The organism is Psychrobacter sp. P11F6 (genome assembly GCF_001435295.1).
In the GTDB taxonomy this organism is placed as follows: domain Bacteria; phylum Pseudomonadota; class Gammaproteobacteria; order Pseudomonadales; family Moraxellaceae; genus Psychrobacter.
Genome location: NZ_CM003594.1, coordinates 739,327 through 759,941 on the forward strand (window position 1 = coordinate 739,327; position 20,615 = coordinate 759,941).

23 protein-coding genes are annotated in these 20,615 nt (G+C 41.3%); 19 read left to right on the top strand and 4 right to left on the bottom strand.

Annotated elements, in window-relative coordinates; all coding sequences use genetic code 11:
* Nucleotides 1-15: 15 nt before the first annotated feature.
* The 7 genes from secY (at nucleotide 16) to rplQ (ending at nucleotide 4,673) form a co-directional block, all read left to right on the top strand.
* The gene (gene secY / locus AK822_RS03125; protein WP_173936727.1) at nucleotides 16-1,347 is read left to right on the top strand and encodes a preprotein translocase subunit SecY; all 1,332 of its coding nucleotides are present in this window, start codon (nucleotides 16-18) and stop codon (nucleotides 1,345-1,347) included.
* A 32-nt stretch (nucleotides 1,348-1,379) separates the two neighbouring features.
* Nucleotides 1,380-1,496 carry a 50S ribosomal protein L36 gene (gene rpmJ, locus AK822_RS03130; protein ID WP_010196721.1) on the top strand — a complete coding sequence of 39 codons (117 nt, stop codon included), beginning with the start codon at nucleotides 1,380-1,382 and terminating at the stop codon, nucleotides 1,494-1,496.
* A 253-nt stretch (nucleotides 1,497-1,749) separates the two neighbouring features.
* Complete coding sequence (gene rpsM, locus AK822_RS03135; RefSeq protein WP_021813384.1) at nucleotides 1,750-2,106, top strand: 30S ribosomal protein S13; 357 nt, start codon at nucleotides 1,750-1,752, stop codon at nucleotides 2,104-2,106.
* A 20-nt stretch (nucleotides 2,107-2,126) separates the two neighbouring features.
* A complete protein-coding gene (gene rpsK, locus AK822_RS03140) occupies nucleotides 2,127-2,516 on the top strand; it encodes a 30S ribosomal protein S11 (RefSeq protein ID WP_045454458.1) in 390 nt (129 codons plus the stop codon).
* Between the two features lie 48 nt (nucleotides 2,517-2,564).
* A complete protein-coding gene (gene rpsD / locus AK822_RS03145; protein ID WP_010196731.1) occupies nucleotides 2,565-3,206 on the top strand; it encodes a 30S ribosomal protein S4 in 642 nt (213 codons plus the stop codon).
* Between the two features lie 80 nt (nucleotides 3,207-3,286).
* Nucleotides 3,287-4,294, top strand: coding sequence for a DNA-directed RNA polymerase subunit alpha (locus tag AK822_RS03150; RefSeq protein WP_045446643.1), 1,008 nt, complete (start codon nucleotides 3,287-3,289; stop codon nucleotides 4,292-4,294).
* 19 nt (nucleotides 4,295-4,313) lie between these two features.
* Nucleotides 4,314-4,673: a 50S ribosomal protein L17 gene (gene rplQ, locus AK822_RS03155; RefSeq protein ID WP_021813387.1), complete on the top strand. Its 360-nt coding sequence runs from the start codon at nucleotides 4,314-4,316 to the stop codon at nucleotides 4,671-4,673.
* A gap of 78 nt (nucleotides 4,674-4,751) precedes the next feature.
* Here the strand turns inward: rplQ and AK822_RS03160 are convergent, their stop codons facing one another.
* Together AK822_RS03160 and AK822_RS03165 are read right to left on the bottom strand one after the other, a co-directional pair.
* The gene (locus AK822_RS03160; RefSeq protein ID WP_060490532.1) at nucleotides 4,752-5,372 is read right to left on the bottom strand and encodes an L-threonylcarbamoyladenylate synthase; all 621 of its coding nucleotides are present in this window, start codon (nucleotides 5,370-5,372) and stop codon (nucleotides 4,752-4,754) included.
* Nucleotides 5,373-5,590: 218 nt separating this feature from the next.
* Complete coding sequence (locus AK822_RS03165; RefSeq protein WP_060490533.1) at nucleotides 5,591-6,331, bottom strand: elongation factor P hydroxylase; 741 nt, start codon at nucleotides 6,329-6,331, stop codon at nucleotides 5,591-5,593.
* Between the two features lie 185 nt (nucleotides 6,332-6,516).
* Between AK822_RS03165 and AK822_RS03170 the strand changes: the two genes are divergently transcribed.
* From AK822_RS03170 to lysM, 6 genes are all read left to right on the top strand, one after another.
* Nucleotides 6,517-7,110, top strand: a complete 594-nt coding sequence (locus tag AK822_RS03170; RefSeq protein WP_060490534.1) for a YceD family protein — start codon at nucleotides 6,517-6,519, stop codon at nucleotides 7,108-7,110.
* 337 nt (nucleotides 7,111-7,447) lie between these two features.
* Nucleotides 7,448-7,630: a 50S ribosomal protein L32 gene (rpmF, locus tag AK822_RS03175; RefSeq protein WP_011512869.1), complete on the top strand. Its 183-nt coding sequence runs from the start codon at nucleotides 7,448-7,450 to the stop codon at nucleotides 7,628-7,630.
* Between the two features lie 445 nt (nucleotides 7,631-8,075).
* Nucleotides 8,076-9,044, top strand: a complete 969-nt coding sequence (fabD, locus tag AK822_RS03180) for an ACP S-malonyltransferase (protein ID WP_060490535.1) — start codon at nucleotides 8,076-8,078, stop codon at nucleotides 9,042-9,044.
* A complete protein-coding gene (gene fabG, locus AK822_RS03185; protein WP_045454442.1) occupies nucleotides 9,041-9,769 on the top strand; it encodes a 3-oxoacyl-ACP reductase FabG in 729 nt (242 codons plus the stop codon). Before fabD ends, fabG begins: the two co-directional genes overlap by 4 nt.
* A gap of 282 nt (nucleotides 9,770-10,051) precedes the next feature.
* Nucleotides 10,052-10,288: an acyl carrier protein gene (acpP, locus tag AK822_RS03190; protein ID WP_025652201.1), complete on the top strand. Its 237-nt coding sequence runs from the start codon at nucleotides 10,052-10,054 to the stop codon at nucleotides 10,286-10,288.
* A 302-nt stretch (nucleotides 10,289-10,590) separates the two neighbouring features.
* A complete protein-coding gene (gene lysM, locus AK822_RS03195; RefSeq protein WP_055125278.1) occupies nucleotides 10,591-11,100 on the top strand; it encodes a peptidoglycan-binding protein LysM in 510 nt (169 codons plus the stop codon).
* Nucleotides 11,101-11,201: 101 nt separating this feature from the next.
* Here the strand turns inward: lysM and queG are convergent, their stop codons facing one another.
* Nucleotides 11,202-12,434 (bottom strand): tRNA epoxyqueuosine(34) reductase QueG, encoded by a 1,233-nt coding sequence (gene queG, locus AK822_RS03200; protein ID WP_060490536.1) that lies wholly within the window; start codon nucleotides 12,432-12,434, stop codon nucleotides 11,202-11,204.
* A 192-nt stretch (nucleotides 12,435-12,626) separates the two neighbouring features.
* On the opposite strand from queG, the gene AK822_RS03205 reads away from it, so the two are divergent.
* Nucleotides 12,627-14,354 (top strand): bifunctional ADP-dependent NAD(P)H-hydrate dehydratase/NAD(P)H-hydrate epimerase, encoded by a 1,728-nt coding sequence (locus AK822_RS03205; RefSeq protein WP_060490537.1) that lies wholly within the window; start codon nucleotides 12,627-12,629, stop codon nucleotides 14,352-14,354.
* A gap of 8 nt (nucleotides 14,355-14,362) precedes the next feature.
* On the opposite strand, the gene AK822_RS03210 is transcribed toward AK822_RS03205, so the two are convergent.
* Nucleotides 14,363-14,860 carry a DUF4124 domain-containing protein gene (locus tag AK822_RS03210; protein WP_045454433.1) on the bottom strand — a complete coding sequence of 166 codons (498 nt, stop codon included), beginning with the start codon at nucleotides 14,858-14,860 and terminating at the stop codon, nucleotides 14,363-14,365.
* Nucleotides 14,861-15,722: 862 nt separating this feature from the next.
* On the opposite strand from AK822_RS03210, the gene AK822_RS03215 reads away from it, so the two are divergent.
* The 5 genes from AK822_RS03215 (at nucleotide 15,723) to AK822_RS03235 (ending at nucleotide 20,505) form a co-directional block, all read left to right on the top strand.
* Nucleotides 15,723-17,555, top strand: coding sequence for an acetolactate synthase 3 large subunit (locus tag AK822_RS03215; protein WP_205628057.1), 1,833 nt, complete (start codon nucleotides 15,723-15,725; stop codon nucleotides 17,553-17,555).
* Nucleotides 17,555-18,052 (top strand): acetolactate synthase small subunit, encoded by a 498-nt coding sequence (gene ilvN / locus AK822_RS03220; protein ID WP_045454430.1) that lies wholly within the window; start codon nucleotides 17,555-17,557, stop codon nucleotides 18,050-18,052. The genes AK822_RS03215 and ilvN overlap by 1 nt, the downstream gene beginning before the upstream one ends.
* 147 nt (nucleotides 18,053-18,199) lie before the next feature.
* Complete coding sequence (gene ilvC / locus AK822_RS03225; RefSeq protein WP_045446660.1) at nucleotides 18,200-19,216, top strand: ketol-acid reductoisomerase; 1,017 nt, start codon at nucleotides 18,200-18,202, stop codon at nucleotides 19,214-19,216.
* 270 nt (nucleotides 19,217-19,486) lie between these two features.
* Complete coding sequence (locus AK822_RS03230; RefSeq protein ID WP_045454429.1) at nucleotides 19,487-19,912, top strand: hypothetical protein; 426 nt, start codon at nucleotides 19,487-19,489, stop codon at nucleotides 19,910-19,912.
* 380 nt (nucleotides 19,913-20,292) lie between these two features.
* Nucleotides 20,293-20,505 (top strand): cold-shock protein, encoded by a 213-nt coding sequence (locus tag AK822_RS03235; RefSeq protein ID WP_010196799.1) that lies wholly within the window; start codon nucleotides 20,293-20,295, stop codon nucleotides 20,503-20,505.
* Nucleotides 20,506-20,615 lie beyond the last annotated feature (110 nt).

Genomic DNA, 20,615 nt, shown 5'->3' on the forward strand with positions numbered 1-20,615 from the left:
GTGTCAAAACAATCAATGTCATCGACTGGTATACCGCTCAATCCATTTGCATTCATACGCAAGTATGATGAATTGTGGACGCGTTTATTATTCTTAATCGGCGCATTGGTTGTTTATCGTTTAGGGTCACATATTCCAGTACCGGGTATCAATCCGGTCAACTTGGCTGATCTGTTTTCGCGCAACGAAAACACCATTTTGAGTATGTTTAACATGTTCTCAGGTGGTGCACTAGAGCGTATGTCCATTATGGCGCTCGGCATTATGCCGTATATTTCAGCATCGATTATTGTACAGATGATGTCTGCAGTATTGCCATCGCTTGAAGCCCTCAAAAAAGAAGGCGAAGCGGGACGACGTAAGTTGAACAAGTATACCCGTCAAGGGACACTTGCTTTAGCCCTAGTACAGTCATTAGGAATGTGTGCTGGCTTAATCAGTCAAAATCTTACCTTATCTTCTGGTCTGACCTTTTATATTCCAGCGGTTACCTCATTGGTAGCGGGCGCTATGTTCTTGATGTGGCTTGGTGAGCAGATTACAGAGCGCGGCGTAGGTAATGGTATTTCAATGCTCATTTTTGCGAGTATTGTGGCTGGTACGCCAGGTATGATTTCGCAGTCTATTGAACAGGTCAATCAAGGGCAGATGAACTTGATTGTACTGTTTATTTTTGTGCTACTAGGCATCGCGGTTACTGCTGGTATCGTTTATATTGAACGTGCTCAGCGCCGTGTTCCAGTGAACTATGCACAGAAGCAGCAACAAGGTCGCAAAATATATGCTCAGCAGCAGTCACATTTGCCGCTGAAGCTTAATATGGCAGGGGTTATCCCAGCCATTTTTGCCAGCTCGTTGTTGTTGTTTCCAGCAAGTTTAGGGCAGTGGGTGGGTCAATCAACTGATCCTACCCTTACACAAAAAATACTACAGAATATGGCATTGGTGTTGTCTCCAGGACAGCCGCTATATTTGGTTCTGTTTGGCGCGATGATTATTTTCTTCTGTTACTTCTATACGGCATTGGTATTTAGCCCACGTGAAGTAGCTGAAAACCTTAAACGTAGTGGTGCGTATATCCCAGGTATTCGCCCCGGACAACAAACTCAGCGTTACCTAGATCATGTATTAAACCGACTGACCTTTATTGGCGCGATGTATATGACGGTTATTTGTTTAATGCCAATGGTCGTCCAGTCATCGTTTGGTGTGCCGTTTCAACTCGGTGGTACGTCTTTACTGATTATGGTGGTTGTGGTAATGGACTTCATTTCGCAAATCCAAGCGCATTTGATGACCCATCAATATCATGATCAGACGTTAATTCAATCGCCCACTCAACCTTAAATGAGCGGTACGATATCTCAAAGGAGCATGCTATGAAAGTTCAAGCATCAGTTAAAAAGATTTGTGGTAGCTGTAAAGTTGTGCGCCGTAAAGGCCGTGTACATATCATCTGTACAGCAGAACCTCGCCACAAGCAACGTCAAGGTTAATATTTAGTATTATAAAGTCTTAGACTTTTGTTACTATCTCAATTAATACTTGAAAAATGACGGCGGATGGGATATCATCCGCCACTTGCCGTAGTTTATGCAAAAACTTTTATAAGACCGTCAATGAATAGGCTTGTAACTAAGTCAAAGCAGCGATAATAATTATAAAAGCTTTAGTATTGACAGCAACAAATCTGAAAAATAAAGCCTTATTGATAAATAACGCTTATTTTTCTTTAATGGAGAGAAATCAATGGCTCGTATTGCCGGCGTAAACATTCCGGATAATAAGCATGCTGTTATTTCACTAACTTACATCTTTGGTGTAGGTCGTACCACTGCTCAGAAAATCTTAGAAGCAGTTGGCATTGCCCCTACTACTAAAGTTAGTCAGTTAGATGATACACAGTTAGATGCTATCCGTGCACAAGTTGCAAATTACATGACTGAAGGTGATCTTCGTCGTGAAGTGTCAATGAATATTAAGCGTTTAGTTGATCTTGGTTGTTACCGTGGCATCCGTCATCGTCGTAACCTACCAGTTAGAGGTCAGAATACTAAGAACAACGCTCGTACTCGTAAGGGTCCGACACGCCCTCTCAAAAGATAATTAACTTAGGAAGCTAAAAGATGGCTAAAGACACTCGTAGTCGCAAGAAAGTGACTCGTCGTTCAGTATCGGAGGGCATTGCCCATATCCATGCGTCTTTTAATAACACCATTGTTACGATTACCGATCGTCAAGGTAATGCACTGGCTTGGGCCACTTCAGGTGGACAAGGCTTCCGTGGTTCACGTAAATCTACACCATTTGCAGCTCAGGTTGCAGCTGAGGTCGCTGGTAAAGCGGCTCAAGAATATGGTGTTAAGAATATCGACGTTTTGGTCAAAGGACCAGGACCGGGTCGTGAGTCTGCGGTAAGAGCACTAGGTGCATTGGGTTATAAAGTTAACAGCATCTCTGATGTAACCCCAATCCCACACAATGGTTGCCGTGCGCCGAAAAAGCGCCGCGTCTAATATTAAAGACGAAGCTTTTTATCCCAAAAGCTTATAGGAGACATAACAATGGCCCGCTATATTGGACCAAAACTCAAATTATCACGTCGTGAAGGCACGGACTTAGGTCTTAAGTCTGGCGTTAAACCATACGACGTAAAAACGAAAAAAGCTGGTCGTCCACCAGGTCAACACGGTGTAAGCCGTAACAAGACCTCAGAATATGCTTTACAGCTGCGTGAAAAGCAGAAAGTTAAGCGTATCTATGGTGTATTAGAGCGTCAGTTTGCTAATTACTATAAAGAAGCTGCTCGTAAGCGCGGTGCTACTGGTGAAAACCTGTTAGCCATGCTTGAGAGCCGTCTAGATAATGTTGTTTATCGCATGGGCTTTGGCTCAACTCGCGCCGAAGCACGTCAGCTAGTCAGTCATCGTACTGTTATGGTAAAAAAAGCTGGCCGTGATGAGTTTGTTCGTGTGAACATTCCATCAATTCAGTTGCAAGATGGTGATGTCATCGCTATCCAAGAGAAGTCTCGCGAGCAATTACGTATTAAAAACGCAATTGAGCTGGCTACCCAACGTGGTATTCCAGAATGGCTAGATGTTGACCACAGCAAATTACAAGGCACGTTTAAACAAGCGCCTGATCGTATTGATCTACCTGCTGAAATCAACGAAAGCTTGATCGTTGAGCTATACTCTAAGTAATGACGTACTGCTCGATGTCGTGAAAACGGCATTGAGCAATCAACGTTAATTAAACCAGTTTAATAAATCGAGGTGACATCATGATGCTAAATGCAACTGAGTTTCTAACGCCGAATGCCATTAATGTGGATACGGTTAATGAAACGATTGCGAAAGTCACGCTCGAACCGTTAGAACGCGGCTTTGGGCATACCCTTGGTAATGCCTTACGTCGCATCTTGTTATCTTCATTACCTGGTGCTGCAGTCATTGAAGCTGAGATTGATGGTGTTGACCATGAATACTCAACGCTTGAAGGACTACAAGAAGATGTACTTGACTTGCTTTTGAACCTAAAAGGCTTGGCTATTACCCTTCATGACCAAAATGAAGTATTTTTGACCTTGGATAAACAAGGTCCAGGCACTATTACTGCTGCAGACATCGCGTTACCGCATAATGTAGACATCGTCAATCCAGAATTGGTGTTGGGTACATTGAGTGATCGTGGTCATCTTAAGATGCGTTTGCGTGTAGTAATGGGTCGTGGATATGAGCCAGCAAACCAGCGCCGTGAAGATGGTGATACTAAAGCAATCGGACGTTTAAAGCTTGATGCAAGTTTTAGTCCTGTGCTTCGTGTTGCTTATCAGGTTGAGAACGCTCGTGTAGAGCAGCGTACTGATCTTGATCGTCTTATCATTGAGCTTGAAACTAATGGCACTATAGATCCAGAAGAAGCAATTCGTAAAGCAGCCACTATTTTACAACAACAGATTTCTATCTTTGTTGACCTAGAAGCTGAAGAAGCGCCTGAGCCTGTGAAAGAGAAAGAAGAGGTTGATCCGGTGCTATTACGCCCTGTGGACGATCTTGAACTAACGGTTCGCTCAGCCAACTGCTTGAAAGCTGAAAACATTTACTATATCGGTGATTTGGTACAACGTTCAGAGACTGAACTTCTAAAAACCCCAAATCTTGGTAAGAAATCATTAACGGAAATCAAAGACGTACTAGCGTCTAAAGATTTAGAGCTCGGTATGCGCCTAGATAACTGGCCACCAGCTGACCTTCGTGTTGATGATCGCTTTTCTTATCGTAGCCGTTAAACTTTAAGGATTTTTGACTATGCGCCATCGTAAGAGTGGAGTCAAGCTGGGTCGTACCGGCAGTCATCGTAAGGCAATGTTTCAGAACATGACTAACTCATTATTTGAGCATGAACTGATCAAAACAACTTTACCAAAAGCAAAAGAGTTACGTCGCGTTGCCGAGCCATTAATCACTATGGCTAAAGAAGACAGCGTTGCTAACCGTCGTTTGGCATTTAGCCGTATGCGTAGCAAAGCTATGGTAGGTAAACTATTTGGCACGTTAGGTCCTCGTTACCAGACCCGTCCAGGTGGATATTTGCGTATCGTAAAATGTGGTTACCGTGATGGTGACAATGCGCCAATGGCATATGTAGAATTGGTTGATCGCGACTAATTTTACAATAAGCAAAAGATGTATATAAAAAAGCTCCAATTGAATTGGAGCTTTTTTTGTGTCTGATGTTTTAGTTTATTACCGTAGTAGTGAATCTACATCCGCAGCACCTTGTCTGATAATTTCAGGCTGGCTACCAGTCATATCAACAATCGTAGTGAGCTTAGTGGTTTTTATACCTGCATTTATCAAACCGTCGATTTGATTGCCTAATAAATCCTCAATCTCAAAGGGATCATCCAGTATGTCATCACGGTTAGGCAGTATTAATGAACTGGTTAAGATAGGTTCATCCATGGCCTCTAAAAGCGCTTGCGCAATAGGGTTGCTAGGTACTCGAATACCGATGGTTTTTTTCTTCGCATGTGCCAATTTTTTTGGTACGTCTTTTGTGGCATTGAGGATAAAGGTGATGGGCGCAGGAGTAAGTGCTTTAAGCTGTTTAAATTGTACATTGTCTACTGCGGCATAGTTGGCAATTTCGCTTAAGTCACGGCATAGCAAGGTAAACTGGTGTTTATCATCAAGCTCACGAATTTGTTTGAGCTTATCGAGTGCATCCTTTGCCCCTAAGCGACAACCAAAAGCATAGCTGGTATCGGTAGGGTAGATAATGAGCTGGTCTTTACGTAACAGATCCGCCACTTGCTCAATCAGCCGTGGCTGTGGATTTTCTGGATGAATATAAAATACTTGCATAGCAGTTCCTTATTTTATAGTTATAGGTTTTTAAATGTGAAGTTTTTGACTAAGTAGAACATTTGTGGCGCGTATGCTTCTTTCACTAAGTTTACTAAAAAAGCATCACTGCCTTCTTAGTATAGCGCAAAGCCAATATAAGTTTGATTGCAAGCCGTTACTATGCGTAGACAATCGTTAACGCAAAAATGCCACACCTTTATGCTGATATGCTGCTGTTACTCTGGATCAGCTATAGAGACACTGAGTAAGGCGTGTAATAAAGTCTTAGCATCAGATGGTAATATATTGGGCTTAGCGATGTATTGTTGCACTTGTCGGTAGACGTCATTTGCGAATGTACTATTGCTCGTATCAAAGTCAGCAAACAAATTATCTTGTGACACCTCAAATGATCGTTCGCAAGCGAGAGTAAATAAACATTCTAACGCTTGTGGCTTAATCTCTACGCGCTCAAATGCTTGCTGCTGAGCGGCGGTACGCCCATCTGGTGCGTACCAGTAGCCAAAGTCAGCCAAACGTCTACGAGCCTCTCCAGCCACACACCAATGGCTCAGCTCATGCAACGCACTAGCAAAAAATCCATGAGCGAATTCAATTTTTGCGGGTTCATTATTTTGTGCTGGAAAGTACTCTGGTTCTCCTTGTCCACGAACCAATGTAACGTTTTGATGAGCGAATAAATTATTGAATAATTGGATGAGCCAATCAGTAGCCGCTTGCTCGTATTTATTAACCAATGATGGAGTGCCATCTAAGCCTTTGATAGCAGCTAACCTTTCTAACCTTTGCCATTCACTTTTTACATCCTCTAAGCACTGATTGTTGTTAGGGTTCCACGAGTCAGTGGAAGAGGCATTCACATTACTGGTTAACGTAGTGAGACGTTGCAATAGTATTTTTGCTTCAAGTGCAGAAAGTAGGTTCGAGAAGTCAGGTTTATCATTAAACACATTCATAGGTAAAACACTGGTCAAATAAAAGATAAAAAGAAGAACTATCTTTGAATATAAATAGGCGAAATAAAGAGATGAAAATAGAGCTCATATCAAATAAATTTAACATACTAGCGCTAGCGTCGCTCAATGCTTTCCGTTAGTATGGCAGGCAATATTATACACCGTTTTGATGAATGAGGTCGCGCATGTCAAGCACTCCAGAAAGTAAACCGTCAGCAGGTTATGCTGATAATAAAAAAGCGCCTTTATCTACTAGTATGCCTGAATCTATTTCTTTGGATAAATGGGCAGATACTGGTTATGAATGGACAGGAGAGGTAGAGCCAAGCGCTTTCAAACGTCTTGCTGCTATCTTAGCCACCGAACATGAACAAGCAAACATCTCGCTTAATGCCAATCTGTATCGCCGCAATAATGTCTTACATTTGGCATTCACATTGACGGGTGAAGTTTGGTTAACCTGTCAGCGTTGCCTACAGCCAGTGGCTATCGATTTGTCTGATGATTATAATATTGCGCTATTAGAAGATGAGAGCCAAGCACGTTCAATCAATGATGAACAAGACTATTTATTACTTGATGAAATTATTACTGAGCCTGCACCAGAGCTTTTATTGCCATTCAAAAAATTGGTAGAAGATGAGATATTACTGAAGACGCCAATGTCGCCAAAACATGACCACTGTGAAATGACGGTAGAGCAATTTGGTGAGATTCCAGAAGAGGAAGAAAGCGAAAATCCTTTTGCTGCTTTAGCCTCGCTAAAAGGCAAGTTGTAATCTTATTAAGAGACAAGTCATATATAAATGTACTACTTAATAAATTTATGATACCTTTCATCAGCTTTCTACCAAAGAGTGAGAAGCAGGGCTTTATTAATCCGCTAAACATGCGTATAATGTCCCGTTTATTGCATTCTAGCAATCTGCTACTGGCAGATAGATGCTGATCTTGCAGACTAACTATAGATTTTAGACGTAATCAACACTTTAATACGTGGCAATCTATTTAACTAATGATGCGTAAGACTTAGGTTGTTGTGATTATATAGCCTCTGTCAGTGTCGATTAAAGCTGAATTTCAAGCTTATCCCCTTTTAAGTATAGGAGCTATATCATGGCCGTTCAAAAAAGTCGTAAAAGTCGTTCTCGTCGTGACATGCGCCGTTCACATCATCGTATGGAAATCGCTGAGATAAGCGTAGATGCTACCACTGGTGAAAAACATCGTCGTCATCACATGACTAAAGATGGTTTCTACCGTGGTCGCCAGTTGTTTAAAGTTAGTCAAGACGCTTAAATTGTTGGCTATTCAATAGCTGATTGTAAAAATAATGATAGTACTGGTGACTGTCATTATTTTTGCAACGCTGTTATTAGGTAATATGCTTTGAGCTGAAGAAAGCCAAGTTATTTCGCTATCATATATTATGTGGCTAGATAACTTGGCTTTTTGCTATTGGCTTTTATGGTAGGTATTTGAACAACCTTTTACCATGTTACCATGTGCCTTTAGAAAATATGAAAATGAACCGATATACTCTACCGTTTTAATTTGAGTGGTATCTTTTACTATACGTGTTTCAGTAGCATCCACTATGATAATAGTGTGCGTCAGTGTATAGTTTATCGATAATCCGTTTTTTTAGACAAATACTAAAGCAACGGCTTTATATCGCCTCTAATAATATAATAAACCCCAATTGTTTTTAGGGATATTTCCAATTAAATAAGGAATATTGGTTATGGCCTCTGTACCCGATATGGTAAAAAAGCCGCCGACACGTATTGCGGTAATTTTTCCTGGTCAAGGATCGCAAGTAGTCGGGATGACTAGTGAGCTTGCTGAAATCTATCCAGAGATTCTCGATACCTTTACTGAAGCTAGCGCCGCGCTTGGTGAAGACTTATGGGCAATCTGTCAAAATGAAGAAAAACTCAATCAAACACAATATACTCAGCCTGCATTACTGACGGCCAGCATCGCCATTTGGCGTATCTTAAAACAAAAAATAACCACAGCGCCTTGTTATTTAGCGGGTCATTCTCTAGGTGAGTACAGTGCGCTTTGTGCGGCTGAAGTCATATCGCTTGCTGATGCGGTTAAATTGGTACATAAGCGCGGTCAGTTGATGCAAGAAGCCGTTGTAGGTGTCGATACTGCCATGGCAGCAGTGTTAGGGCTTGAGGACAATCGAGTAGAAAACTTGTGTGAGCAAGCGACTGAACATGTCGAAGGTGCCATTGTAGGTGCAGCCAACTTTAATAGTCCAGGACAAGTGGTGATATCGGGTAATGCTGCTGGTGTGAATGCAGTTATTGATAAAGTGCAAAACACTGGCAAAAAATCTATCCCGCTAAAGGTCAGCGTACCATCACATTGCGCGCTTATGGAGCCAGCCAGTAGTGCATTGGCTGAGATTCTGGCAGACATAAAATTTGATCAAGCGACGATTCCTGTTATCCAAAATCGACATGCGCGTGTTGAGAGCAGTGCGGTCGGTATCAAGCAGGCATTAACAGAGCAATTAAGCCAACCAGTATTATGGTCAAAAACCATGCAAGAGCTGGCTGACAAACAAATTAATATTTTAATCGAATGCGGCAGTGGTAATGTATTGAGCAACTTGGCGAAGCGCCAAGCACAGCCAATTACGAGCTATCCTACTGACAAGCCCGCTCGTCTTGATAAATTAATGGAGGTGTTATCATGAGTCGTACGATTACTCTAGTGACAGGTGCTAGCCGTGGTATTGGTAAAGCCGTTGCCAAACGTTTCGCCAAAGAAGGACATTTTGTTATTGGTACAGCCACTACGGAAAAAGGTGCTGAGCTGATTGATGGTTATCTCCACGATAGTGGCGGTATTGGACGTGTTTTAGACGTGCGTGATACCGCACAAATTGATAAGCTGTTTGAAGAGATTGAGAGCGTCTACGGCGCAGTACAAGTCTTGGTCAATAATGCAGGTATCACCCAAGATGGTCTGCTGATGCGTATGAAAGATGACGACTGGGAAAATGTTATCGATACCAATTTGACGTCGGTATACCGCATGAGTAAACGTGCTGTGCGCGGTATGATGAAAGCACGCCGTGGTCGCATCATCAATATAACCTCTGTTGTTGCGCAAATGGGTAATGCCGGTCAATCTAACTATGCGGCGACCAAAGCGGGCGTCGAAGGGTTCAGCCGTACGCTCGCGCGTGAAATTGGCTCACGACAAGTGACGATTAATTGCGTAGCCCCTGGTCTGATCGAAACGGATATGACGGACGAGCTTGATGAGCGCCTATTGAACTCTATGCTAGACGCGGTACCTATCAGTCGCCTTGGACAGCCAGAAGACATTGCAGCAGCCGTACATTTCTTAGCCAGCGATGAGGCCAGTTATATCACAGGCGCTGTTATCCCTGTCAATGGTGGTATGTATATGTAGGTGATAAATAAGTGTTACATAGTTATAATAAAAAACTCTGTGCACGAGTGTAAACTATAATAAAGGGTGTTATAATGACGGATACTTTTATGTCAAAGCCCTGTATTATAGCAGGGCTTTACTAGACATCTGTCAAAACGTATAACCAGCTATAAAACAAGTTACAAAGTACTCAGATAGCTGTGCTAATCTGAAGATATAATTTTATATACAATGCTGTAGAGCCTAATGATAGGACTATGGTAATTTGCCAAAATAATAGATCAAAAAGGAGAAATCTACATGAGTAATGATACCGAGCTAAGAGTTAAAGCTGCAGTAGCTGAGCAATTGGGTATGAATGTTGAAGATATCAACAATGATGCATCATTTATGGAAGACTTAGGTGCAGATTCGTTAGACCTAGTCGAATTGGTCATGTCATTTGAAAGTGACTTTGGCATTACCATTCCTGATGAAGATTCAGCAGAATTAACGACTGTTCAAAAAGCGATTGATTATGTACAAGCGCAGCTATAATTAGCTAGTGGCTCAGCGAGTTATTTTAGCCGCCTATCTGTAGAGATAGGCGGTTTTTTTATGTTGATAATTTGCTATGGCAACAGGTGGTTATATGACTAATCAATACGTTAACATAAGCTACGCCAAATCAACATTACTCAACATACTATTACTATCTACCTCACCTATCTTTGTCTATACTCATAATGGTAAGCAGTAACAAAGTGTAGTTATATATAAAGTGTGGTTATATATGAAAGTATATGCCATTAAAAAAATAATGATGAATAATAAATAACAATATTTAAAGGAGTATGTAAATGGGTATGTTCAGTTTTGCAAAAGATATCGGTGATAAAATTTTCAATCGTGATGACGCCAAACACGATGCCAAGTCAGAAACAAAAGCAGACGCTAATACGCCAGTACAGAGTAGCGAACCTTCTGCGCAATCAGTTGCCAATATTTTACTTCGTCGTATTCAGCAGCAGAATCTTAATATCAGCGATTTGAAAATCAAGTATAACGGCTCAACAGATACTGCAGAAATCAGCGGTAAAGCTAAAACGCAAGCAGACCGCGAAAAAGCGATTATCGCCATTGGTAATGTACAAAATGTGGCCAAGGTAATCGATAATATTGATATCGAAGAAGATGCGCCTGAGTCAACGATGTATACAGTGAAATCTGGTGATAGCTTGTCTAAGATCGCAAAAGAGGTTTATGGTTCAGCGGATGATTATATGAAAATCTTTGAAGCCAATAAGCCGATGCTATCTAGCCCTGATAAGATTTATCCTGGTCAAGTACTGCGTATTCCTAAGCCATAATAGGCTTTTGAACTGTCAGAGATATGTGTTAATAAAATAAAGAATGCCTCTTACTATAATAAGAGGCATTTTTTTGGCGTATAGAAATATAAACTTAAGATTTAGAGGTTTTTGAACTTCTCGTACTGTTCAGCTATGGCCCAATTGATATGTACATCGAGCATTTCGTTATGTACGCCCAACTTTGATTGTAACTGAGTAATGGTTTCTTCATTACCATTAGCATTTCCAAGACCAATCGCGATATTACGCAAAAAGTTCACATAGCCTGTACGTCTAAGCGGGCTGCCTTCAGTTTTTTTCATAAATTCAGCTTCTTGCCATTGCCACAGCTCAAGCAAACTGCTGCTATCAAGGTTATGCCGTGGTGCGAAGTCCTCTACAGGTGTAAGATTGGCGTAGCGATTCCAAGGACAGATAAGTTGACAGTCGTCACAACCGAAGATGCGATTACCAATCGCGCGGCGGTATTTTATATCAATAATACCGTCGTGCTCGATAGTGAGGTAGGAGATACAAGCTGCAGCATTGAGCTCATAGGGCGCGACAATCGCTTGAGTGGGACAGATGTCGATACAAGCGCTACAACTGCCGCAATGCTCTTTAACAGGTTTGTCATCAGGTAATTCGAGGCTAATAAATAGCTCACCCAATACAAAAAATGAACCCGCTTGCTTGTTGATTAATAAGGTATGCTTTCCTGTCCAGCCAAGACCAGCAGCATCGGCAATGGGTCGCTCGAAAATAGGAGCAGAGTCGCTAAAAGGCCTAAAAATAAAATCTTGCTCTGAGCCTATATTGAGGTGTTGCCACTCAGGAAGCATGGCTTCTATCTTTAGCGCCAATTGCTTCAAACGACTGCGCATCGTTTTATGATAGTCGCGTCCTCTGGCATAACGAGCAATGATACCTTGATTGGGGTAGTCATTGTCAGTAATCGTACGTGGGGTTGGTGCTTGAGTCAGGTAATCCATACGGACACTGATGATGGTTTTTGCCCCTTCTACCAGTTGGTCAGGATTTGCCCGCAGTTCATGGTTGTTATGCATAAACTGCAGTTGTCCCTCATAGCCTTTATCGAGCCATTGTTGCAATTGTACAATCTGCTTAGCAAATAAAGGATGATGCACCGATAAAAAACCGCAGTCGGCAAATCCTAAAGCCTGTGCTTGGTCTTTAATCCATTGTTTGACATCCACTGTGGTGGTAAATGTTGGGCTATTATTCACCTTAATCTTTTTTTCGGACGCAGGCTTAGGTTCAAAAGAGATTTTCTTAGCTGATTTCTGCTGGGTTGAAGAGATAGGTAAGTTTACTTTAGGAAGGTTATTCATGTGTGACAGTAGGCGATAGAGTGAATACCGATATAATAAGCCAGTGAGCTAAGAGCGCAAGTATAAAAGCAAATAATTTCACATTCATATTGATACATACGTTGATGTAAGTGTTTGCTAAGCTGATGTTAAATGATAGCAATCATATCTCAATAAAATAAAAAATCAGCAAAAAATACTCAAGGATTAGTTATGAAAAATCAGATCAATTTATCACCTATAAAAAGTACAAAACCTATCCCGTTATATAGCAGTGAACAACTCTATGCGATGGAGCAAGCATGGTTTGTAGAGGGGCATGATAGTTTTGGGTTGATGAAACAAGCAGCCTGGCAAATGGCGCAACACATAGAACAATTATATGAACAAAAGCAATTAAATATATATCCATCAGCCACTACTTATGTGCCTCGTCAGCATCGAGTGAGCATTTGGGTTGGAAAGGGTAATAATGGTGGCGACGGTTGGCTCATTGCTTATTATTTACAGCAAATGGGTTGGCAGGTACAAGTGATAACAGTGGGTTTTGAGAGTGATGATTTTGATACCAGTAACATAACAGTATTCTCCGACGCAAAAAAAGCCCTAAAAGAGGCGCTATTGGCCAATTGCCCTTATCGACGCTTTGAAAATAGTGCTTGTGATCTAGAAGAAGGAATAGATGGTAATCTGCAAGCCGAAGTTTATATTGATGCGTTGTTTGGTATTGGACTGGATCGTGCGCCTACAGGTATTTATAAAACAGCCATTAGCACTTTTAATGAGTTATCTAAAGGAAATAACACCTTGGCCATTGCGGTTGATATTCCAAGTGGTTTGGTGGCTTCGACTGGCGAAGTGTTTGAGCATGTGGCTATACAAGCTGATATAACGCTATGCTTAATTGCACGGAAATTCGGTTTGCATACCAAGGATGGTATGGATCATAGCGGCAAGGTAATTGATATACCGCTGATACCTTATCCAATAAATGATAAAAGGTTCATCCCAGTAGCAACACTAATTACTACTGCATATGGTCTAAGTCCTCGCCGTCAAAATAGCTACAAAGGTAGCTATGGTCATGTACTGATTATTGGCGGTAATCGTATCGATGGCTCACAAGGTATGGGCGGCGCTGCGATATTGTCTGCTTCGAGCTCGATGGCGGCAGGAGCGGGTAAAATTACAGTTGCTTGCCATGAGGCTTTTCATAGCGCCTTATTAACTTCGCTACCAGATGCAATGACGATTAATTTGCATGATGTGGATGGAGTGCAGGAGTTAATTAAGTCAGCCACTGTGATTGCGATTGGTATGGGGCTTGGTCGTGATGAAAGAGCAAAAGTGTTATTTATAAAGTATCTACAAACTGCGATGACAGCTAAAAAGGCAATAGTGATTGATGCTGATGGACTTTATCATTTGGCATCATTGCAATTAGAGCATCATGAATTGGTCAGTCAGCTGCGAGAATATAGCGTTAATCATCAAGTTTGTTTGACCCCGCACAGTGGCGAAACTGCTAGATTACTGAATAAGAGAATCAGTGAAGTAGAAAGCAATAGACTACAAGCGATAAAACAGTGCGCTACAACTTATGGTGGTGAATGGGTGCTAAAAGGCGCAGGTTCTTTGATATTAGAGCAGGGCTTAGATGAGCACCACGTTTATGTTTGTGCTGCCGGTAATGCTGGGATGGCGACGGCTGGCATGGGTGATGTGTTATCTGGTGTCATTGCTGGTCTGCTAGCACAACAAGATTTATCATCAGGAATGCAAAGCTTGCATCAAGCGGTTGTTATACATGGATTAGCAGGGGATACGCTGGTCAATCAGAGTAATAATACGTTATTAGTTGGACAACGAGGACTACAAGCTCAGGATATGCCAGCAGCCATTCGTCATATGATGCAGCTATTGATTAACGTCTATAATTAGCATTAAGCCTAGGTAGTTGAGCTGCCACAATACTGATCAATTGCCTGCTGTACGCGTTCACGTTTGAGCTCAATTTCACGACCGTCTAAATATTGACGCTTGCCATTTGCATCCATCTCATAAATACGTCCGCCGACATTCAAGTTGGTCAAATTATTGCGGAGTGACTGGCAACGCTGTGCATTGGCTTGTGCTTCTTGTTCTTTAATACGTGCTTCAAGCGCTGCAACTCTTTGTTCTTCTACGCTTTGAGTATTAGTACTTTGATTGGCATCTGTTTTGCCAGCCAATTGTCCTGCATTGCTTTGTCTGCCATCACTACGAAATTCAATCAGCTCAATGTTTTTACCATTTTGCGGCGCATGTTGGCTGTATTTGACTTCACCATGTGCACCAACAGATTTATAAACTTGAATAGCATGACTGGCATTCATCGACAGCATTAGCACATACGCAGTACTCATAAGCAGTTTGGTAGCAGTATTTATTTTAGACGCATATGCCATAGTAGCAATCCTCTCAAGGGGTAAAAAACAGATGTGTATATATGTGTCAATATAACATTTAAGTGTTGGAATGGTACTAAAAATGTACCAGCTTTCGATTCTAACAAATAATCCTTATGAATGTATATTATTTAATAACTAATAGTTAGGGATGGGCTTTAGAAGTTTTTCTTGACAATAGCTCACAAACCATCGAATATAATAGCAGTTGATTGGTCAGTGAGCGGCTTTTATGATATTGCCGTGGCACTTGAAAATGAGGACGATAGGTTACTTATCAGTGGCTTACGCAGTTTTCGTTTCTTTGTGACAATGATATTGCAAAGATAGTAATCATAACGATTGTTATCGATGACTTTATGTATTGTCTCCGGACTTATCTGTCTACAATGACTAAGATAAACTTATTATTTGAAATGCGCTAAGCGTGACTCTAGCGGTTGTATTAAACATGGAAAAATATTCAGCAATTAAATCTCTTTAATAAGCCTGTCGTAAAATCTAACCATTTTACAAATTAGTATTGGTTGTGAGAGTGATTTAAATTGTGAATATCGATGCCTCTGTATAAATCAATCTGTTGTAAATGCTGTCTGCTATTTATCAATAATAAGCTTCTTTTATAGATGCACGCGCATCTTGTCACTGTACATCGATAGACTCCTGCCATAAAACTGACCCTACATATATTGCTGTGTTTGAGTAGCCTGCTGTCTTATAAAACAGCGTTACTTAGAGATAGTGGGCACACATTCTTGATATGGATAAGGATTTGCAGCCATTTCTATAAGATGAACCATCTTGTGTAAATAGCGTGGTTTTCTCTTATAAATGAACGCCAACTCTTGACAAAAAAAAGGTGATGACAGTGACGCAAACCACGCAAAGTCCGAATATGACGGGACATACCCAAACGGGGAATGCCGCCAAAAATTTTGAAGAAAAGCAACAACGCCTCGCTGAAGGTAGTGAGCAACCTGTAATGCTATCTGGTGCTGAGATGTTGGTGCAATCACTGACTGATGAGGGAGTCAAATATATTTTTGGCTATCCAGGTGGTGCGGTTCTTCATATCTATGATGCTTTGTTTCAACAAGAAAATATCGAGCATATTTTAGTACGTCATGAGCAAGCAGCCGGTCACATGGCAGATGCTTATTCGCGAGTCACAGGGCAGACAGGTGTAGTATTAGCGACGTCAGGTCCGGGTGCTACTAATACCGTAACGGCTATCGCAACAGCGTTTATGGATTCTGTGCCGATGGTGGTCATCGCAGGTCAGGTACCTAGCAGCCTAATTGGGGAAGATGCCTTCCAAGAAACAGATATGGTCGGTGTATCACGTCCTATCGTGAAGCATAGCTTTCAAGTGCGCCACGCTAGCGAAATCCCAATGATTGTCAAAAAAGCCTTTTATATTGCCCAGTCTGGACGCCCAGGTCCTGTAGTCATTGATGTGCCAAAAGATATGACTGCGCCAAGTGAAAAGTTTGCTTACGCTTATCCAGAAGAAGTGTTTATACGTTCGTATCAGCCGTCATTAAAAGGTCATAGTGGTCAGATTAAAAAAGCGGTTGAAACGCTGCTTGCTGCAAAGCGTCCGATTATTTACTCTGGTGGCGGTGTTGTGTTAGGCAATGCGCATAAAGAGCTTACTAATCTTGCGCACCGTTTAAATTTACCAGTAACCAATACCTTAATGGGCTTGGGTGCGTTCCCTGGTTCTGATAGTCAGTTCTTGGGTATGCTCGGTATGCATGGCACTTATGAAGCCAATATGACCATGCATCATGCCGACGTCATCTTGGCAGTTGGCGCACGTTTTGATGACCGTGTCACTAATAATGTCAAAAAATTCTGTCCGAATGCGACGATTATTCATATTGATATTGATCCTACCTCTATTTCAAAAACGATTAATGCGCATATTCCGATCGTAGGCGATGTTAAATCTGTGCTTACCGATATCATAGAAATTGTCGGTGAAGATAAAGAGCTAGAGCAACAAGCATTGTTAGATTGGTGGTCACAGATTAATGAGTGGCGTAAGCGTCATGGCCTACGTTATGACACCAGTACCGATAATGGTATTAAGCCACAAGCGGTCGTGCAAGCCTTAGATAAAGTGACTAATAGTAACGCTATTATCACCAGTGACGTCGGTCAGCATCAGATGTTTGCCGCCCTTTACTATACTTATAATGAGCCACGTCAATGGCTAAACTCAGGTGGTCTTGGTACCATGGGCGTCGGCCTGCCATACGCAATGGCAGCAAAACTTGCTAATCCTGAGCGTGATGTGGTTTGTATTACCGGTGAAGGCTCCATTCAGATGAATATCCAAGAGCTCTCAACCTGCTTACAATATAATTTGCCAGTTAAAATCTTAAATCTAAATAACGCCCAATTAGGCATGGTGAAGCAATGGCAAGATATGCTGTATGAAGGTCGTCATGCCCATTCTTATATGAATTCACTACCAGACTTTGTCAAACTCGCTGAAAGCTATGGTCACGTCGGTATCAAGATTACTGATCCTGCGACCATGGAAGCCCAATTGGCGGAAGCCATGGCAATAACAGATAGATTGGTATTTATTGACGTTTATGTCGATCGTAACGAGCATGTATATCCGATGCAAATCGCTGGGCAAGCAATGCGTGATATGTGGTTAACAAAAGGGGAGCGTACCTAATGCAACAACAACATCTGATTTCGGTATTGATGGAAAACGAAGCGGGTTCGTTGTCGCGAGTGGTCGGTTTGTTCTCTCAACGTGGCTACAACATTGAAACTTTGAACGTTGCGCCAACAGACGATTCGAGTATTTCTCGCTTAACATTGACCACTATTACGTCACCTGAAAAAATAGAACAAATCACCAAGCAATTGCATAAATTGATTGAAGTGGTTAAAGTGCTTAATCTATCAGATACCGTACACGTCGAGCGCGAGTTGATGCTCATAAAAGTACGGGCAACGGGTGGCGTACGTGAAGAGATTAAACGCAGTGCCGATATTTTCCGTGCACAAATCGTTGATGTGAACGCCAATCTATATACCATTCAAATCGTTGGTGATAAAGCCAAACTTGACGGCTTTATTGATGTGATTGGTCGTGAACGTATTATGGAAGTGGTGCGTTCGGGTGTGATTGGTATTGCACGCGGCGAAAAAACGCTCAGTTTATAATGGGTGCTTACTGTACCTATTGTAGGTCAAATTATTTATTCAAACATTAACATAGCGCTTATCTCACCTATCACTTCGATAAGGTGATTATAATTTAAGTGTTTATTTATCCATGGCAAGCCATGATTTAGGAAAAGGACTCTGTTTATGAACGTTTATTATGATAAAGATTGTGATCTATCAATCATCCAAGGTAAAAAAGTTGCCATCATTGGTTATGGTTCACAAGGCCATGCACACGCGCTTAACCTACAAGATTCAGACGTTGATGTGACCGTTGGTCTACGTGCTAACTCTGGCTCATGGAAAAAAGCGGAAAACGCAGGTCTAAAAGTAGCTGAAGTAGAAGAAGCGGTAAAAGCCGCTGATGTCATCATGATTTTGACGCCTGATGAGTTTCAAAAAGAGCTTTATAACGACGTGATTGAGCCTAACATCAAAGAGGGCGCGACCCTAGCCTTTGCTCATGGTTTTGCGATTCATTATAACCAAGTCGTACCACGTGGTGATCTTGATGTCATCATGGTTGCGCCAAAAGCACCCGGTCATACGGTACGTTCAGAGTTTGCTAAAGGCGGCGGTATTCCAGATTTGATCGCTATCTATCAAGATGCCTCAGGTCAAGCCAAGCAATTAGCCTTGTCTTATGCTGCTGGTGTTGGTGGTGGTCGTTCAGGTATCATCGAAACCACGTTCAAAGATGAAACTGAAACTGACCTATTTGGTGAGCAAGCGGTACTTTGCGGCGGTGCAGTAGAGCTAGTGAAAATGGGCTTTGAAACCCTAACTGAAGCTGGCTATGCCCCAGAAATGGCTTACTTTGAGTGCTTACATGAGTTAAAGCTTATTGTAGACCTCATGTATGAAGGCGGTATCGCTGACATGAACTATTCAATCAGTAACAATGCTGAATATGGCGAATACGTAACTGGTCCTGAAGTCATCAATGAGCAATCACGTGAAGCCATGCGTAATGCCCTAAAACGCATTCAGTCTGGTGAGTACGCGAAGATGTTTATCTCTGAAGGCGCAACCAACTATCCATCAATGACTGCTCGTCGTCGTAACAATGCAGAGCATCAAATCGAAATCACTGGCGCTAAGCTACGTGGCATGATGCCTTGGATCGGTGGTAACAAAATCATCGATAAAGAAAAAAACTAATTCAGTATTAAGCTATTAAGAGATTAATCGCTGATATAGACCTAAGAGCCCATGCTATTACTTAATAGTGTGGGCTTTTTTAGTTTGCACTACTTTAGTGAAATTTTAACCACAATCGCTTTGGTGTTGGTTGAAAACCACCAATCGATGCCTCATATATTTAGCCTTCATTGATTTTTTTGAATATTCTTAGTGCAACCAATTGCTGGTTAATTATCAAGACGATTGAGTTGCGCGTTCTTATTTTTTATAGATTATAGGTTGTGTGTTGTGCAAATATCTTATCCAGACTGGCTAACGCCGCAATTCGTATATATTACTCTTAGCGCTGTGGTAGCTGTTTTAATATGGATAGAAGGGGAGATGCTCAAAAAAACCGATGGCAAATTGCCTAAGTCTAAGTTTTTTCAAATCAGCTCACTCTTGGATACTTTGTGGTTCTTTATTTCCGTTGTCATATTATATGTGATTGATTTGACGCCACTAGCCATTACAGTACCTGCTGCTTATGGCATCTATACTACCTTTGGATGGATATACGGGACGCGTTTACTAAAACGTAAAGGTATTCCTGATTCTCCTAAAGACTTGGTGATACCTGCTAAATACATCGCCTATAGTCAGTCATTTTCGCTGATATTTTTTGCGCTTTGTTTGTTAGTATTAAGTTCACCGTGGCTACCGATATCTCAATGAAGCATATGCTGACTTATCACCTATTTATTATTTGAGATAATGCTGTCACCAACTTAAATGACACCTTTACGTTAGAATGATAGATAGTAAATGATATAAAATATCTTTCTTATCAATGTATTAGATAGTATTTAATTGGCTTTCGTGACTTTTCAAAACGGATTATCGTTATTTACAAAAATCATCAATTTAACCTGTTGCGATTATAAAAAGCTGCTATAATCAGGCTGTACTCAAAAGATTTTAGGTCGTAATTTCAAGCTATCTAACGATATTTTGATCGTATTGACTGTTGCATTTAGCAGAAAATAGTTTGGGTATATATCAATTAATCGGTGATGACACACGTCTCGCCAACAGTTAAAGAGTTAGGAAAATTTATGTCAGATAAAGTTGAAGGCACTGTAAAGTGGTTTAATGAAGCTAAAGGTTTTGGTTTTATCGCTCAAGACAATGGCGGACAAGACGTATTCGCTCACTACAGCGCTATCCAAGGTGGTGGTTTCAAAACTCTAGCCGAAGGCCAAAAAGTGTCTTTCATCTTAGGTGATGGCAAAAAAGGCCCACAAGCCGAGCAAATCGAAGCTATCTAATCTCATTTGACATCTGGTAAGCTGATTAGTCAGTAAGCTTGATGACAGTAAGATTATCAATATGCATTGATGCCTTTGTTTGTTAAAACAATAAAAATACTGTTTCAACT